Origin of the sequence: Acinetobacter sp. MYb10, from assembly GCF_002980175.2 — a bacterium.
Lineage (GTDB): Bacteria > Pseudomonadota > Gammaproteobacteria > Pseudomonadales > Moraxellaceae > Acinetobacter > Acinetobacter guillouiae.
Genome location: NZ_CP058272.1, coordinates 1741897 through 1759848, shown reverse-complemented (window position 1 = coordinate 1759848; position 17952 = coordinate 1741897). Strand labels below are relative to the sequence as shown.

Below are 17952 nucleotides of genomic sequence, written 5' to 3'. Positions count from 1 at the left end.
GGTATACTGACGAAAATTTTGGAAATAGGTGAACAAATGCGTTTTGCAATTTGTGGCATCGGTTTAGTTTTAGCAAGTACAGTGTTGGTGGGTTGTGGTCAATCAGGCAATTTGCAGTTGGCAAACAGTCAAGACTATGACAAACGTGCCAAATATTTGCTCTATTCAAAAGATGCAAGTAAAGCTGCCCAAAGCAAGGCAAAAGTGCAAGATCAGACAGCCATTGCAGATCAATCTGTGCCAGCGTCTCAAGCCACTTCAAACTAAACCTAATTACACTTTCATTGAAAGGATAGATTCATGAGTTTCTCCCGCATTCATGGGGTATTGCATGCAGAGCAATGTTCTTTAGATCAACTCGCGCAGCAATATGGCACACCGCTTTATGTTTATTCAAAGGCAACTTTTGAAAAGCATTATTTGGATATGGATCAGGCATTTAGCTTTATCGATCATCAAATTTGTTTTGCGGTGAAGTCAAACTCAAATCTTGCGGTATTGAATGTATTGGCAAAATTAGGCTCAGGCTTTGATATTGTCACAGGTGGTGAGCTTGCACGGGTCCTTGCCGCAGGTGGAGATGCTACAAAAATCGTATTCTCAGGTTTAGGCAAACAAGAAGCAGATATTCAAAAAGCCCTAGAAGTAGGGATTGCGTGCTTTAATGTGGAATCCCATGCTGAACTTGATCGTATCCAAAAAGTTGCGGCAGGTTTAGGCAAAAAAGCTCCGATTTCGTTACGGGTAAACCCAGATGTAGATGCAAAAACACATCCTTATATTTCGACAGGTTTAAAAGAAAATAAATTTGGTATTCCATCAGATTCAGTTTTTGAAACCTATCAATATGCGGCGTCTTTACCCAACCTTGATGTGATTGGGATCGATTGTCACATTGGTTCGCAATTAACTGAAACACAACCTTTCGTAGATGCGCTTGACCGCGTCATTATGATGATTGCAAAATTGAAAGAATTGGGCATCCAGCTTAAACACATCGATATTGGTGGTGGTTTAGGGGTGACCTATAAAGATGAAACACCGCCAAGTGTTGCTGAATATGCCAATGCAATGCGTCCAGCTTTAGAGAAATTAGGCTTAAAAGTCTATATGGAACCGGGGCGGAGTATTTCAGCAAATGCTGGGGTATTGGTGACTAAAGTTGATTTGTTAAAACCAACCAACTATCGTAATTTCGCGATTATTGATGCTGCAATGAATGACTTGATTCGTCCATCGCTTTACCAAGCGTGGATGGACATTCAACCTGTGATATCGCGTATAGATTTTGAAGCAAAGACTTGGGATATCGTGGGCGCCATTTGTGAAACGGGCGATTTCCTTGGTAAAGAACGTGAACTTGCCATTCAGGAAAATGACAATCTTGCTGTTTTAGGTGCAGGTGCGTATGGTTTTGTCATGAGTTCAAATTATAACAGCCGTGGTCGTGCTGCTGAAGTCATGGTCGATGCTGACCAATCGTATGTGATTCGTAAGCGAGAAACGATTGAATCACTTTGGGAAAATGAAAGCTTATTGCCTTAAGGAGCCATTTTAAATGTTATTAGAATTTACCAAAATGCATGGTCTGGGCAATGACTTTATGGTGGTTGATTTAATCAGCCAGCGTGCATTTTTTGATGCAATGACCATTCGCCGTTTGGCTGATCGCCATTTCGGGATTGGTTTTGATCAACTGTTAATTGTTGAACCACCAGATTTTCCCAATGTTGATTTCAAATATCGTATTTTCAATGCTGATGGTTCAGAAGTAGAGCAATGCGGCAATGGGGTGCGTTGTTTTGCACGGTTTGTTTATGAACGTCAGTTGACCAATAAAAAGCGTTTTAAAGTTCAAACCTGCGCTGGTATTGTCGAACCTGAGTTGGGTGAAAATGGTTGGGTGCGCGTCAACATGGGCTATCCAAAATTTTTACCCAATGAGATTCCATTTCTTGCAGAAGAGCCAGATGCATTGTATGACATCGCATTGCAAGATAATGAATTGCTGACTATTGATGTGGTCAATATGGGCAATCCACATGCAGTGACAATCGTTCCCGATGTTTTAACTGCAGATGTTGCCAAAATTGGTCCTCAAGTGGAAGCACATGCACGTTTTCCGCAACGAGTAAATGCAGGCTTTATGCAAATTGTTGATGAAAAGCATGCGCGCTTACGTGTGTTTGAACGTGGTGTGGGCGAAACGATGGCATGTGGTACAGGCGCTTGTGCAGCCGCAGTCTCTGGAATGCGTCGTGGCTTACTTGCCAATAATGTCGAAATTGAGTTGGCTGGTGGTAAATTACAAATCGAATGGAAAGAAGGCGATGTGGTTTGGATGACAGGGCCGACGGCAACCGTTTATGAAGGTCGTTTAGATTTACGTTATTTCCAAGGTTGATCTGCTTTTCTTTTTACAGCTTAGAGCAAAGCCCTGAATTAATTTCAGGGCTTTTTTATCTCTAACTGTTTAGTTTTTGGATTAAAAAAGACCAGATAAATGTTTATACTGTTTAGAGATCTAAATAAATAATCACAAGGAAAAATAAACAATGGCAATAGATCGTATTGATTGGCATGGCGAATCCGCAGAGCAAGCAGGCTTTCCATATGAAAATGGTGGAACACATATTGGAATTTATTTGGCCTGGATTATCAATAACCAATTGGAAGGTGAGTTTCACCAAGAAGAAAGTGCCGATGAATTAGAACAAGTACGCACACGTCAAATGACTGGACGACAGTTTTTGATCAATATGTGTGATGAAAAATTTTGGGAAGAAGATTTAAATGAACAAGGCTTTGAGTTTACCCAAGCCTATTATGAGAGCCATCAATATTTTAAAGATTATGATGAAATCTTAGTTGATGCTAGAGGTTTGACAGATACTTATGCTGTGGATGATACATGGGACAATTATGATTTGATGGCAGTCGTGATTAGTCAAAAATATGCACAATGGCAGCAGAACCGTTCATAACTCTATGCGCTTTAAGCCAATAAATACTTTCTCTAAGATAAGCTTTTGTATCAGTCTCGAATTTACCCATAAAAAAACACAGTCCAAAATGGGTAGGACTGTGTTTTAACGTAGATCTGTCTGGAGACCAAATCAACGTTAAGTAACCACACTTACAGCGCGCATACTTGTATAATTTATATATGAGGATACTTGTGTATTTTTCAACCAGTCTAGTTGCCAATTTTAAATTAGCAACAGTCGTTATGTTCACTCACCATTAATTCATTGAATGAATACCAAACATATTGCCTTCAGTATCAATGGCTAAAACAATATGCCCATGAGGCCCAATCGACATTTTTGTTTGATGAACTTGACCACCAGCGGCTGCTACTCGGGCTTCTTCAATGGCACAATCTTCACTACTGAAATAGACAATTGTACTGTTTCCACCAGCAGAAATGCCTTCCATTTTAACCAATGAGCCTGTTGCGCCGTATTGGCTCATATCCGATGGAAATGTCCACATTTCCACCGATGAATCGTTTGGATCACTAAGTAAACTCAGCTCAGAACCAATCACCGTTTGATAAAATAATTTTGCCCGTGCCATATCATTGACATAGATTTCGAACCAACACACTGGATTTGACATAAACGTGTCCTTTTATTTTGCTGTTATCGGTTTTATAACCATACATGGCTGTATTTATAAGCTTAAGGGCAGTTGAGCCTTTAAACTCTATTTTTAGACTTTATTGTGATTAGCTTATGACAAACTTAACTCAAGCGTAGCTGTATTTTGTAAATAAGTTTATTTTTTAATCAATATTCTAAGTGAACTTAAAGAAACAATAGATTATAAACATAAAAAAAGAACGCCGAAGCGTTCTCTTTTTCGGTCATTGGATCAATGACGTGCAGCTTTTTTGCCTTCATCAACCGCTTTAACGATTGGTGCTTTGACCAATGGCGTAGGTTGCTCAACCAAAGCAAGTGGAAGAATCTCATCGATACTTTTCACCGCTTTAATTTCCAAACCATCTTTCACGTTCTGAGGAATTTCAGCTAAGTCACGAACGTTTTCTTGTGGGATAAACACCAGTTTAACGCCACCACGATGTGCTGCTAAAAGTTTCTCTTTTAAGCCACCAATACGCATTGCTCGGCCACCTAAGCTGGTTTCACCTGTCATTGCAATATCAGGACGAATTGCAATCCCAGTGAATGCCGAAACCAGAGCAGTGGTTAATGCCAAACCTGCAGATGGTCCATCTTTCGGTGTCGCACCTTCAGGTAAGTGAACGTGTACGTCAGTTTCTTCAAAACGAGAAGCTTCAATACCCAATTCATCAGCACGTGTACGAACCACAGTCATTGCCGCAGTAATAGATTCTTTCATTACATCGCCGAGTGAACCCGTGGTAATAAATTTACCTTTACCTTTTACTGCTGCAACTTCGATGGTCAATAACTCACCACCGACAGAAGTCCATGCCAAGCCATTTACACGACCCACTTGAGCTTCTTCTTCCGCCATACCGTAATCAAATTTATGCACACCTAAATATTCAGGTAAGTTTTCAGCAGTGACATCAATATGTAAGTTTTTCGCTTTCTTACTGACTGATTCTTTCACCACTTTACGTGCAATCTTCGATACTTCACGTTCAAGGCTACGTACACCAGCTTCACGGGTATAACGACGTACGATGTCACGAATCGCTTCTTCATGAACAGTCAATTCTTTGCCACGTAAACCATTGTTCTTGATTGCTTTTGGAACAAGGTAACGATCAGCAATATTGACTTTTTCGTCTTCGGTATAACCCGGCAAACGAATTACTTCCATACGGTCTAATAAAGCCTCAGGAATATTCATGCTGTTTGCAGTACAGATAAACATTACTTCAGACAAGTCAAGATCAAGATCTAAGTAGTGATCGTTAAACTTGTTGTTCTGTGATGGATCAAGTACTTCAAGCAGGGCAGAAGCTGGATCACCACGATAATCCTGTGCCATTTTGTCAACTTCGTCGAGCAAGAACAGAGGGTTCTTAACGCCAACTTTGGTCAATGACTGCACAATTTTACCCGGCATCGCACCAATATAGGTACGACGATGACCACGAATTTCTGCTTCGTCACGGACACCACCGAGTGCCATACGAACGAATTCACGACCAGTTGCTTTGGCAATTGATTCCCCGAGTGAGGTTTTACCAACACCAGGAGGACCAACTAAACAAAGGATTGGACCTCGAAGTTTTTTCACGCGTGATTGAACTGCTAAGTATTCAACAATACGTTCTTTAACTTCATCCAAACCATAGTGGTCTGTATCTAAAATTTCCTGAGCTTTGGCTAAGTTAATGCTGACTTTGCTGGCTTTATTCCAAGGCGTATCTAAAATAGCCTCAATATAGTTGCGTACAACAGCAGCTTCACTTGACGCAGGTTGCATTGCTTTGAGTTTACGGAATTCATTTTCAGCTTTTTTACGCACATGTTCAGGTAAATCAGCTTCCGCTAAACGTTTTTCAATTTCAGCAACATCATCTTCCGCGCCACCATTCATATCGGAAAGTTCACGCTGAATGACTTTCATCTTCTCATTGAGGAAGTATTCGCGTTGGTTCTTTTCCATTTGGCGTTTTACAGAGTCATGCAATGTTTGCTCAATCTGTTGTTCTTCAGATTGTTGCAATAAATAAGTCATCAGCTCTTGTAAGTGTGCTTCAAACTCATCGTGCTCTAGGAATTTTTGTTTTACATCGATATTTAAAGGTACACGGGTTGCAACAAAGAACAACAATTGTAATAAATCGTCGATTTTATTTGCTGCTGCAATCAATTCACGTGCATTACGTAATTTGGCTTCTGCATACTGTGAAAACAGTGCACGTAATTCTTCTACACGTGTTGCTTGAGTATCTTTATCTACAGATATCGTCATTGGGCTTAATGCATGTTCAGCCGATAAGTATTCATCATTGTCGATGATTTCAACCAGCTTAGAACGATGTAAGCCTTCAATCAGTACCTTGATACAGTTTTCATCATTTTCATGATTCACAACTTGTACAATCTTCGCGACGGTACCATATTGATATAAGTTGTCGTGATCAATTTCTTCTGTAAGCGAATCTTTTTGCGCAACTACAAATACTAAATTGTCACTGTTACGAGCCACATCAACTGCATTGATCGATTTTTCACGACCCACAAATAGCGCAATTTGCATATGTGGGTACACAACCACGTCACGCAACGCTAAAAGCGGTAATACACTTGGAACCTGTGGCTCTAAGTTTTCTTGATTCATAATAATCTCAGACATGGGCACTCCTAATGAGTGACAACGGTGTTGCCATATTTTTTATAGTGATGTGTATTTCAAAAATTACAAGGGCTTTGCCAAATAAAAAGTTTAAAAAATCGCAAGTATCTGATTAACAAATAAACCTATTTGCATTTATTGGTCAATTTAACGGCGAAAATAATAGGTTTTTGCTGGGGTAATTAAGCTATCTAAGGGCTGATCCCATGGATTTCTTTTTAGCTCGTGGGTGAGTAACTGAAAATTATGCGCTAAACCGAGTCGATGTGGGCGGTGTGCAGCTGATGCAAGCGTTCGATCATAGAAACCGCCTCCCATGCCCATACGGCTACCTTTTAAATCACAAGCCAATAAAGGCATAACCACCAGATCGAGTATTGAAATATGTTTAGCACGACTTGCCATGGGCTCTAACATCCCAAGACGATGTAAAGAAAAGCGTCGATTGCGAAACTGCCGATTTGATATTTTGACCCAAACCAGTTTTTTGTTCATATTACAGATCATGGGCAAATACACGGTTTTTCCAATCGCACAGCAATATTCGATAAGCAATTTGGTTTGAATTTCACCAAAAGCATCTAAATATAATCCGATTTTCTGCGCATTGAAAAAATGGCGATGGCGTAGCATCTGTTTAAAGCATTGCAATTCAATGACCATTTGTTGATTGCGGGTCAGCTTTTGTCGTTGTTGTCTTAAAGATCTACGCAGTTGTGAATTTTGATCCATGTTTTGAATGCTAAAACTAAACTGTTGCCAGTATACAATGAATTGATAAACAGCATTTATAACGAAATGATCAAGATGTTATTTTGATTATCTTTTATTCACTAGAGTTTGCGATAAATGGGCAGTTTTAAGCTATTATGCTAATCGTTTGATAAAACAAGATTAAATATTGATGTTCTACATTTTAAGTCCGGAGTATCTATTCTGACAAATGTAGGATTTTGCTCAGTCAATTGCAAATGAAAGCACTTCAATTAGGCTGAGAAGAAATTCACGTGAGTGATGATTATGGATAAGCACGAAAATAAACAGGAAAACACCATGCAAAGTCAGCTAAAACAACAATCTCATACCTTGTCACGACGGTTTGTTATCTCAATGCTTGCATTGGCAAGCAGTTTACCGCTGATGAGCTATGCCGCTCCAGCAGCGCCAAAACTGGATCTTGAGTTATCTGCACATTCAAAGAATAAAATTAAAACCTTAATGAATGATCCAAAAGTTTGGCAACAGATTCCCAAAACAGTCACGCTGTGTGTGTATTCTCCTGATGGCGCCAATAGTGAAGCTTTTGAACAAGCGACCAGTTATATCAGTGAACTGCCACGAATTACACAGATTGCTAAGGAATTTGGGGTGGATATGAAAATTACCCGTCCAACCAAATTGTCGATGCATATTGATTTAAATTATCCAAAATTAAAGAAAACCGCTTCTACGGATATTAATTTAAGAGTTTATACCGATGAACGTGTATTGACTGAGGATTTCCGCAGTAAACGCTGTGATGGTGCTGGAATCAGTAACATTCGTGCACGTCAGTTTAATCCGTTTGTCGGCAGTATTGATGCTATTGGGGCAGTACAAAACTATAAGCAATTAACCACCGTGATCCAGTTACTTGCACGACCTGAGTACGATGCAAAAATGGTCAATCGTGATTATGAAGTGGTGGGGATTGTTCCTTTAGGTGCTGCGTATATCATGGTTAATGATCGCCGTATTGATACCTTATCAAAAGCAGCAGGGAAAAAAGTGGCGGTCATGAACTTTGACGGTACTCAAAAGAAGTTGGTGCAAAATGTTGGTGCACAACCTGTTTCAGTTGATCTATTAACTGTGGGTGGAAAGTTTAATAACAAAGAAGTCGATATTATGGCGGGGCCTGCTTTGTTATTTAAGCCTTTAGAATTGAAAAAGGGTATGACGGATAAAAATGGCAATGTGGTCGGTGGTATTATTCGCTTTCCTTTGATACAGGTCACAGGCACATTAATCATGCATCGGAATAAGTTCCCTGCAGGTATGGGACCAATCGCACGGGAAATGATTTCTAAACAACTCAGCCCAGCATTTCAGTTTGTCGATAAACTGGAGCGAGAAGTTCCAGATAAGTATTGGTTTGATATTCGTGAAGCAGATAAACCAGGCTATATTAAGATTATGCGTGAAGCACGTATTCAGATGACCAAAGAAGGCTTCTATGACCCAACAATGATGAAAATTTTGAAAAAGGTTCGATGTGGTCAAACCCCAAGTAGTTTTGAATGTGCTTTAAATGATGAATGATTGGGTTTTGCTCTTGTCTTGATGAGGTATATAAGTCAAAAGCAAAATCACAAACAGCTGATGTTTTTGATTTGAATTAAAAGCTAAAGGAGCAAAATGAAAGTTTATTTTGCTCCTTTTTTATTGCAAAGTTTAGGCAATGCTTTACTACTCTGTTAGATTAAATCCAAGATAAAGAAGATCAAAATTAAGATTTAAATGATGTTAAGAAAACCGTTCAAACTCTTGTTGCTGGCAGTGTTGTTTTACGTTAACTCGATATATGCCGCACAGTATCAGACAGGGGATATTATTTTTCATACTTCTAAATCTGTACAAAGTCTTGTGATTCAAAAAGCCACCCATTCGCCATATAGCCACATGGGAATGATCGTGATGAAACAAGGTCAAGCTTTGGTTTTGGAGGCGATTCAGCCTGTGAAATATACACCGCTTCAACAATGGATCAATCGCGGTGTAAATAAAGCCTATGTCGTAAAGCGTTATCAACCTCAATTAACTGCAGAGCAACAGCACAAGTTAGTCAAACAGGCCGAGACTTATTTAAATAAACCCTATGATGTTTATTTTGAATGGAATGATGACGCAATTTATTGCTCTGAAATTGTATGGAAAGCTTATCAATACGCTTTAGGAATAGAATTGGCGCCCTTGGAAAAATTACAAAGTTTTGATCTCACAGATCGAAGTGTTAAAGCACTTATGCGACAACGCTATGGACAGCATATTCCATTGCAAGAAACTGTGATTGCGCCAAGTGCAATTTTTAATTCAAAGAAACTGAAAATGGTTGACTCGGTTGCTGGCTTGAATTGATTGGAAATATAGCAGGCATAAAAAAACCTGAGTCATTATGCTCAGGCTTTTTATAAGAAGCGGTATATACATACATTCTTGAATGTGGCGACCCTACGGGGATTCGAACCCCGGTTACCGCCGTGAAAGGGCGATGTCCTAGGCCTCTAGACGATAGGGTCAATAAATTGAGGCAGACACTTGAAACTAAACCATTAAATTAATGGCGACCCTACGGGGATTCGAACCCCGGTTACCGCCGTGAAAGGGCGATGTCCTAGGCCTCTAGACGATAGGGTCGTTTCAGAGGTGGGCGTATATTAGGGTGAATACTGGCAGGTGTCAAACTTTTTTCCACAATAAAAACTGAAATTGCGTTTATATGGATAAAAACAAAGCAATATGAGCAAAGTGGTTAAAATTAAGACCATTATTACGGCTTGGGGTACACAATGGGATCTAAAATATTTTTAATCACCGCAGGATGTTGTAAGTAGCCTGCGATTTGATGAGGAGTATGAATAAACGTTGAAATCGCGGTATTTAAAATCGCGGGTTGAAAGTCAAAGGGCGCGTTGATCAAAGGAAAAGCAGTTAAAAAATCATCTGGTGAATAGAAATTATGCCAATCACCATTTAGACAATTTGGTCTTTTGACTGGTGGTGCCAGTTTAGACTGAATCACTTTAAAGGCGAGTGGTGAGCCTAAGGTAATAAAGCGTTGTATCTGGTAGTTTGTTTGCAGCTGTTGTAAAAGATTATAGGCAATCACGGTTCCTAATGAATGCGCAACGATAATATGCGGTTGATCGGGTTCTAAGCTAGCGAGTATCCGTTGATGGACTTCATCCATAAACTGAGGATTGGCGAGGTATAAATAAGTTTCGATCAGGAATTTATGAATCAGACTTTCATGAAGTTTTGGAAAATTATTTAAAATTAAAGAGAACTCTTTGAGCGCTTTATCTTTTAACAATTGCGAAGCCAAATACAAGCGGTTGGACAGTTTTAAGTCATGTTCAGGCATGAAGTAGGGCAGTATTGGAATTGCGGGAGGGATATTTGAAGTTGTCGTGGGTGACGTTGTTGTATGTTTATGAAAGTGAAAGTTTACCCATGATTTAGGCAGAAAGCTTTCTAAGTCAAAGCGATTGCTTAATTGGTGTTTACTGATTAAATCGCCATAAAAAGCCAAGCGAATATCTAATTGTGCTGTTGAAATAGGCAGTTTAAGTTCATCGATTCCCTGTTGAAGAATATCAATCCAATGTTGCTTTAAACTCTCAGCATTATAATTCTGCTGGTTCATACCATGAATAAAAATAATCTTCATTGGGGTTTTTTATAGATTGTTATGTTTAACTATTAAATTACGAGCTTAAACTGATTTTGACTATCTATGAATGTACAAAAAGTGTAGCCAATGGCTACACTTTTTGCTTAGGCATGATCAGTAAGATTTTGTTTAGGATTGTGATTGATCTTTATATAAGAATGCGTAGCTGATATAGCAAATCGCAATAAAGATTAAACAACAAATAAAGCCAACTACCATCTCAGGGTCAAATACCATACTGATACAGGTAATTAAACAGAAGATAAAACCTAAGATCGGCACAATTGGAAACAATGGTGCAGCAAAGCCTAATTCAGCTTTGGTATGACCTTGTTTGTACCATTGACGTCTAAAATTAAATTGGCTCAGACAAATACTCATCCACACCACAACCATGGTAAACGCAGCCACACCCAACAAGTTTTTAAAAATAGTCTCAGGTGCAAATTGTTCTGAAAGCAGACCAGGTAACGCACCGAACATGGTGACAATCACAGCAATATATGGAATACCGCGTGCATTGACTCTAGAAAACATTGCTGGAAGCTGTTTCTTGGCTGAGAGCGACCACATCATACGTGATGCCGCAAATAGCCCTGAGTTGGCCGCAGACAACAACGCAGTGATGATCACAAAACGGATAATGTCTTCTGCGTATGGAATACCAATATGATCAAATACGGTAACAAATGGGCTGCTACTGACCCCTTCAGCATGTAATCCTGCCATTTGGTGAGGCAGCAATGCACTAATTACGATGATAGTACCAACAAAGAAAATCAATAAACGCCAAATAGCAGTATTGATGGCTTTAGGCACATTTTTCGCGGGATCTTCAGTTTCACCCGCAGCAACGCCAATCAACTCAGTGCCAGAGAAGGCAAAGTTCACGATTAACATGGTGGTGAAGATTGGGAATAGACCTTGTGGGAACCAGCCTTCATCGGTCAAATTACTAAATAACGGTGCTGAAGTATGTCCCTGATAATTTAAAATACCAAAAATTGCCAAAAGGCCAAAAAGAATAAAAGCGATTACCGTGATGACTTTGACCAAAGAGAGCCAGAACTCAGATTCGGCAAACCATTTGGTTGAACTCATATTTAAGCCAAACACGATTGCTGCAAAAATCAGCGTCCATAACCACATCGAGATATGCGGAAACCATTCTTGCATTAACAAAGCCGCAGCAGTAAATTCAGTGCCTAGTGTTGCTGACCATGTTAGCCAATACAGCCAAGTAACGGTGTATCCGGTACCTGGACCAATGTATCGTTGCGCATAAGTACCAAACGAACCAGACTCAGGCATATGAACAGCAAGTTCACCTAAGCACAGCATCACCATATAGGCAATTACACCGCCGAGGATGTAAGAGATAATGGCACCAATCGGACCGGTTTGTGAGATCACCTCACCAGAACCTAAAAAAAGCCCTGTACCGATTGCACCACCAAGCGAAATCATCACCAAGTGACGAGTACTCATTGCTCGTTTGAGTGGTGAAGAATTAGATGATACCTGAGCATCATTTTGATTTGGTGATGACTGCATAAGCTTCAGATGGAAATAAAACAAGAAGCGCGCTATTTTAGCCCAATTCATAAATAGTGCAATGATTGAGTGTTGCTAATGCTCAATAAGCAATACTATAAATCACCGCGATTTTATGGTTTTTATAAATAAATATTTAAATCAATTATTTATATTTAACTCTGCACTGATTATTTTAAATTAAAAATCCAGATTATTGATGAAAAAACAACCTTTTAAATATGAAGGGATGGTGGTTTTTAACTGCTTTAAAATACGATAGATATAAAAAAGCCTGAGTCGTATTGCTCAGGCTTTTTTACGAGAAAGTTTTATTTTAACAACCTTCTCAAATATGGCGACCCTACGGGGATTCGAACCCCGGTTACCGCCGTGAAAGGGCGATGTCCTAGGCCTCTAGACGATAGGGTCGTAATGAGGTGATGCGTATATTAAGGATAAAAGACATTTTTGTCAAAATGGATTTATCGAAAAAGCGTTTAACTGATGAATCTATAAGCGAATCATCATGTATTTGTTTTTAATTTAGCCAGAAAGCTATTTTTTGTTTTTAGAAGAATCCAAATCAAATGAAAACAGCTTGATTTATATATGAATCACTTAAAAATTATGCTGCGGATTAAAAGCCTAAAATAGAAAAGCCCGTATGAATACGGGCTGATCAGTGATTTACAATCCGACTTAATTTTTCTGATGATAAAGCCAGTAATAAGTTGCATAACATGCTGCCATAAACACTAAACAACCAATAAAGCCAGAAAGCATTTCTGGATCTGCTGCCATACTTAAACCGGTTGCGGTACAAGTGATAAAGCCAAGAATTGGTACAACGGGATACCACGGCGTTTTAAATTTTAAATCAGCCAGTGTTTTACCGCTGGCTAGCCATTTACGACGGAAATTAAACTGACTCCAGCAAATACTCATCCACACGATAACCATGGTAAATGCTGCCACGCCGAGTAAGTTTTTAAAGATCACATCTGCGCCAAATTGCTCCGACAGTAAACCGGGTAAACCCCCAATCATGGTCACAAAAATTGCAACAACAGGGGTACCTGATTTGGTCAGTTTGGAAAAAACTCGAGGTAATTGTTTTTGAATTGAAAGCGCCCACATCATACGAGATGCCGCATATAGTCCTGAATTAGCAGTGGACAAAAGCGCTGTAATGATCACAAAACGCATGATGTCTTCTGCGTAAGGAATTCCAATCAAGTTAAATACAGAAACAAAGGGACTATTACTGATCCCTTCACCATGCGCGGCTAGGCCAGCATCTTGATAGGGTAATAATGAACTGATGACAATAATGGTACCAACAAAGAAAATCATTAACCGCCAAACCGCAGCATGAATTGCTTTCGGGACATTTTTTTCAGGATTTTCAGTTTCACCAGCAGCAATCCCAATCATCTCAGTACCATTAAAGGCAAAATTTACAATCAGCATGGTGGCAAAAATAGGAAATAAACCATTGGGTAACCAGCCATGTGCGGTTAAATTACTGAATAAAGGTGCAGTTTCATGCCCATGGAAGGGAATTAATCCAAATATTGCGGTTAGGCCGAGTAAGATAAATACTAGTACCGTTGCAACTTTAACAAAAGACAACCAAAACTCTGACTCAGCAAAAAAGCGTGTTGAGGTTAGATTGGAAATCAAGACGGCAACAATAAAGACTAGGGTCCATAACCAGATGGAGGTTGTTGGAAACCATTCCTGCATCAGCATGGCTGCTGCGGTAAATTCAGTCCCCAAGGTGGCAGACCAGCCAAGCCAGTACATCCATGACACCATGTAGCCTGTACCCGGTCCAATATTTTTAGCTGCAAAAGCACCAAAAGATCCAGTCACAGGTTGATTGACCGCAAGTTCGCCTAAGCACAGCATCACCATATAGGCAATTAAACCACCGATAATATAGGCAATCACTGCACCAATCGGCCCAGCTTGTGCAATCACTTCACCTGAACTTAAAAATAAGCCAGTACCAATCGCACCGCCTAATGACAACATAATCAGATGGCGTTTGGTCATGGATCTTTTTAAGACAATAGTTTGCCCATCAGCGACAGTGTGCTGATTCGATTGATCAGGTGATTGCATATTTGATGTCATTGAACTTTAAAGAGATATTTTAGATTAAAATGCCAAAATTGACAAAATAAAATAAGCCATCAGCTTCTAAAGTCTAAAGAACGAGGGATGAAATAAAATAACTGAATCAAGAAAATCAAAAAAAGAGAAAGGAATTATAAGAATAAATAGATGGCGACCCTACGGGGATTCGAACCCCGGTTACCGCCGTGAAAGGGCGATGTCCTAGGCCTCTAGACGATAGGGTCGTTTAGAAGATGGCGATATCTTATTGATCCGCCACCAAATTGTCAAGTAAGTGAGGTGCGAGTTTGTTCAAAATATAGCAAAACAGTTCAGCCGTCTTTTGAGTATCGTATAAGGCCGAGTGAGCCTCTTTACCATCGAACTCAATTCCAGCTTGAATACATGATTTAGCCAAAACAGTTTGACCAAACATGACCGCACTTAAAGTCACAGTATCAAATACAGAAAAACTATGAAAAGGGTTTTGATTTTTACTGCCAGTTCGCGCAATTGCAGCTCTTAGGAAGCCTAAATCAAAGTGGGCATTGTGTCCGACCAAGACCGCATGGGTACAATGTTGCTGACGACGTACTTCATTAACCGCCTTAAAAATACGCTTTAATGCTGTTTTCTCGTCTTCAGCCATTGCCATACGCATGGGATTAAATGGATCTACACCAATAAAGTCCAAAGAGCGACGATCTAAATTTGCACCTTCAAAAGGATTGATGTGTGCATGATGTGCTTCACCTGGAACAAATTTTCCTTCAGCATCATACACAATGGGGATGCATGCGATTTCAAGCAATGCATCGGTATCTGCATTAAAACCTGCTGTTTCAACGTCAACCACAACGGGTAAAAAACCACGAAAGCGTTGTCCAATCACAGGTAATGTTTCAGTTGTCACACCTTTCTCCATTGGATGGTTTTTCCAGCATAAAGTGGAATAATGTGTTCACCATCCAAATAATCTAAACTTTCAGGGATTACCTGATCTTCTTTCACAAGGGTAATCTTATTTGTGTTGCGAGGCAAACCATAGAAGTCTGCACCAAACATACTGGCAAAACCTTCTAGGCGTTCGATTTTGTTGACTTGATCAAAAGCCTGAGCATAAAGCTCAATTGCTGTAGGTGCACTATAGCAACCTGCACAACCACATGCATTTTCTTTGGCATTTTTAGAATGTGGCGCACTGTCAGTACCTAAGAAAAATTTAGGGCTGCCGCTAGTGGCAACTTCAAGTAAAGTTTGTTGATGGGTTTGACGCTTTAAAATCGGTAAACAATAAAAGTGAGGTTTTATGCCACCGACCAACATATCATTACGGTTAAACAGTAAATGTTGTGGTGTGATCGTCGCAGCAACATTACGATCTTGTTCAAGCACAAAATGCGCAGCTTCACTGGTGGTAATATGTTCTAACACCAATTTTAATTTCGGAAATTGTTTAAGTAACGGTGAAAGTACTTCGTCTAAAAAGCGTTTTTCACGGTCAAAAATATCCACATGCTGATGGGTAACTTCACCATGTAACAATAATGGTACTTGATGTTCTTCAAGTTGTTCAATTACTGCATAGACTTTACGAATGTCACTGACACCATTATCCGAGTTGGTTGTTGCACCAGCAGGATAGAGTTTAATTGCATTGACGAATTGAGACTCTTTGATTTTGCGAACTTCATCTGGAGAAGTATGGTCGGTAAAATACAGTACCATACGTGGGTCAAAATCAACCCCTTCAGGAACATGTGCCATAATACGGTCACGATAAGCATTCGCTTCATCTACAGTTTTCACAGGTGGAACGAGGTTCGGCATACAAATCGCACGGGCAAATTGTTTGGCTAGATCTGGAACTGTACGTTTTAAGGCAAGACCATCACGCAGGTGGGCATGCCAGTCATCTGGCTGAAGCAAAGTGATCGTATTCAAGGCAATTCTTACTGACAAAATAAATGAGATGATAATCTATAACACTTTAAAATGATAACAGCTATTTCTAATCAATAATTCAAATTAAATGATTAAAAACAAATCTAAAGCTTATATTTTGTTCGGATTGGTCATGTATGTGTCATGATTGGGTGCTAATGCTGAGTAGAAAATCTACAACTGTATAACATGGCAATGATTTTCAATTGCTTATTTTGAATTTATTTTAAAATTACCGTTTTTAAATGATTAAATAGTCAAAATGTACTATTGCATATTTTTCTTAAAAAATGATAATAAAGTCATACAAAGATAAACTTCGAACATACATAACTTTCATTTTATGAATAAACACGCTATTGACCTTATACAATTGTGTTTAAAGCCTTGAGAATATAAATGATCGGCTCAAGGTGTGTGTGACGTCGCTTTTATTGTCTGAGATCAGTATACTATGTATCTGTAATACAATAGTTTATTAGATAAGTACATCAATTATAATATTGAGTTAATAGAGAGCTTTATATGGGCAAGTTTCTGCCAAACCTGATTTGCATCATGTGTCTTGTGGGTTTAAATATTCAAAGTCAAATTTTTGCCAAACAAAATGTTAAAGCTGATAAAAGTCAAGAAGCGATAAAAGCGGACTTAAAACAAGATTGGTCAGTCAATAGTATCAATACAGCCAATTGGTCAGAAAATATTGGCAGAGGACAATTCCCCGTTTATGCCCGTGCACAAGTGATGCTCAATAATTTACATGCTTCGCCAGGGCCAATCGACGGTAAAAGTGGTAAGAACTTTTTAAAAGCACTTGCCGCGTATCAACAGATTAAAAGTTTACCGATTAGTGGTGAACTGGATAAACAGACTTGGGACAGTTTGTTAAAAAATCAAAAAACTGCAGCGTTTGGAACTTATCAAATTACTGCCGCGGATATTAAAGGACCTTATGCCAAAGCAATTCCGCGAAATTATGCCCAACAAGCAAAAATGCCGGGTTTGTATTACACCCGTGTGAGTGAAATGTTAGGTGAAAAGTTTCATATTGATGAAGACTTTCTTAAACAACTCAATCCAAAAGCTAACTTTAAAAAAGTAGGCGAAACTATCAATGTACCGATCGTACGTAATGATTTGCCTGAAGGTGTGGCCTTAATTATTGCGCATAAGCCTGCTCGACAACTTTATTTATATAATAGTACAAATCAAATGATTGCATCTTTTCCTGCCACAATTGGGGGTTCTGGTACACCATCCCCGAAAGGGACGCATAAGGTCATTAAAGTTGCACCAAACCCTGTCTATGGTTATAACCCGAAAAACTTTGTTCAAGGGAGCAACCGTCAAAAGCTGGCATTACCGCCTGGCCCAAATGGTCCTGTTGGTAATATGTGGATTGCTTTAAGTAAACCGACATTTGGTATTCATGGTACGCCGAATCCTTCATTAATTTCAAAGACCGCTTCTCATGGTTGTATTCGTTTGACCAATTGGGATGCCAATGATTTAGGTCGCAAGGTTCAACCGGGGACCGTGGTTAAGTTCTTAGATTAATCCCGTTGTATATCCGAAAAGGCTGAGTACTTTAAAAGAGGGCTCAGCTTTTTTTA

Annotated in this window: 15 protein-coding genes and 4 tRNA genes; 7 read left to right on the top strand and 12 right to left on the bottom strand. The window is 39.3% G+C overall.

The annotated features are described in order from the left end of the window. Positions 1-36: 36 nt before the first annotated feature. The 4 genes from CQZ96_RS08160 (at position 37) to CQZ96_RS08145 (ending at position 2984) form a co-directional block, all read left to right on the top strand. Entirely contained in the window at positions 37-267 is a 231-nt protein-coding gene (locus tag CQZ96_RS08160) for a hypothetical protein (RefSeq protein WP_105713084.1), read from the top strand. 33 nt (positions 268-300) lie between these two features. Further along, complete coding sequence (gene lysA, locus CQZ96_RS08155) at positions 301-1545, top strand: diaminopimelate decarboxylase (protein WP_105713083.1); 1245 nt, start codon at positions 301-303, stop codon at positions 1543-1545. 13 nt (positions 1546-1558) lie between these two features. After that, a complete protein-coding gene (gene dapF, locus CQZ96_RS08150) occupies positions 1559-2404 on the top strand; it encodes a diaminopimelate epimerase (protein WP_105713082.1) in 846 nt (281 codons plus the stop codon). Between the two features lie 151 nt (positions 2405-2555). Further along, on the top strand, positions 2556-2984 hold the full coding sequence (locus CQZ96_RS08145) for a hypothetical protein (protein WP_105713081.1): 429 nt from the start codon (positions 2556-2558) through the stop codon (positions 2982-2984). Positions 2985-3243: 259 nt separating this feature from the next. Here CQZ96_RS08145 and CQZ96_RS08140 read toward each other — a convergent pair whose 3' ends face one another. From CQZ96_RS08140 to CQZ96_RS08130, 3 genes are all read right to left on the bottom strand, one after another. Then, positions 3244-3621, bottom strand: coding sequence for a VOC family protein (locus CQZ96_RS08140; RefSeq protein ID WP_004722409.1), 378 nt, complete (start codon positions 3619-3621; stop codon positions 3244-3246). Positions 3622-3876: 255 nt separating this feature from the next. Further along, positions 3877-6306, bottom strand: a complete 2430-nt coding sequence (lon, locus tag CQZ96_RS08135) for an endopeptidase La (RefSeq protein WP_004722406.1) — start codon at positions 6304-6306, stop codon at positions 3877-3879. 147 nt (positions 6307-6453) lie between these two features. Next, positions 6454-7038, bottom strand: a complete 585-nt coding sequence (locus CQZ96_RS08130; RefSeq protein ID WP_056514265.1) for a 5-formyltetrahydrofolate cyclo-ligase — start codon at positions 7036-7038, stop codon at positions 6454-6456. Between the two features lie 378 nt (positions 7039-7416). Between CQZ96_RS08130 and CQZ96_RS08125 the strand changes: the two genes are divergently transcribed. Together CQZ96_RS08125 and CQZ96_RS08120 are read left to right on the top strand one after the other, a co-directional pair. Continuing rightward, positions 7417-8607, top strand: a complete 1191-nt coding sequence (locus CQZ96_RS08125; RefSeq protein ID WP_224965497.1) for a putative solute-binding protein — start codon at positions 7417-7419, stop codon at positions 8605-8607. A 198-nt stretch (positions 8608-8805) separates the two neighbouring features. Next, on the top strand, positions 8806-9423 hold the full coding sequence (locus tag CQZ96_RS08120; protein ID WP_228722787.1) for a YiiX family permuted papain-like enzyme: 618 nt from the start codon (positions 8806-8808) through the stop codon (positions 9421-9423). Between the two features lie 85 nt (positions 9424-9508). Here the strand turns inward: CQZ96_RS08120 and CQZ96_RS08115 are convergent. The 9 genes from CQZ96_RS08115 to pyrC form a co-directional block, all read right to left on the bottom strand. Further along, positions 9509-9584, bottom strand: a tRNA-Glu gene (locus CQZ96_RS08115). Between the two features lie 42 nt (positions 9585-9626). After that, positions 9627-9702, bottom strand: a tRNA-Glu gene (locus tag CQZ96_RS08110). Positions 9703-9835: 133 nt separating this feature from the next. Next, positions 9836-10735: a hypothetical protein gene (locus tag CQZ96_RS08105; protein WP_105713079.1), complete on the bottom strand. Its 900-nt coding sequence runs from the start codon at positions 10733-10735 to the stop codon at positions 9836-9838. Positions 10736-10867: 132 nt separating this feature from the next. Beyond that, positions 10868-12292: an amino acid permease gene (locus CQZ96_RS08100; protein WP_004722397.1), complete on the bottom strand. Its 1425-nt coding sequence runs from the start codon at positions 12290-12292 to the stop codon at positions 10868-10870. A 335-nt stretch (positions 12293-12627) separates the two neighbouring features. Then, a tRNA-Glu gene (locus tag CQZ96_RS08095) sits at positions 12628-12703 on the bottom strand. 270 nt (positions 12704-12973) lie between these two features. Continuing rightward, positions 12974-14401, bottom strand: coding sequence for an amino acid permease (locus CQZ96_RS08090; protein WP_105713078.1), 1428 nt, complete (start codon positions 14399-14401; stop codon positions 12974-12976). A gap of 163 nt (positions 14402-14564) precedes the next feature. After that, positions 14565-14640, bottom strand: a tRNA-Glu gene (locus CQZ96_RS08085). A gap of 20 nt (positions 14641-14660) precedes the next feature. After that, complete coding sequence (rnt, locus tag CQZ96_RS08080) at positions 14661-15320, bottom strand: ribonuclease T (RefSeq protein ID WP_004722393.1); 660 nt, start codon at positions 15318-15320, stop codon at positions 14661-14663. Next, positions 15305-16339 (bottom strand): dihydroorotase, encoded by a 1035-nt coding sequence (gene pyrC / locus CQZ96_RS08075; RefSeq protein WP_056514255.1) that lies wholly within the window; start codon positions 16337-16339, stop codon positions 15305-15307. The genes rnt and pyrC overlap by 16 nt, the downstream gene beginning before the upstream one ends. A 525-nt stretch (positions 16340-16864) precedes the next feature. On the opposite strand from pyrC, the gene CQZ96_RS08070 reads away from it, so the two are divergent. Further along, complete coding sequence (locus CQZ96_RS08070) at positions 16865-17896, top strand: L,D-transpeptidase family protein (protein WP_004722390.1); 1032 nt, start codon at positions 16865-16867, stop codon at positions 17894-17896. Positions 17897-17952: the final 56 nt, after the last annotated feature.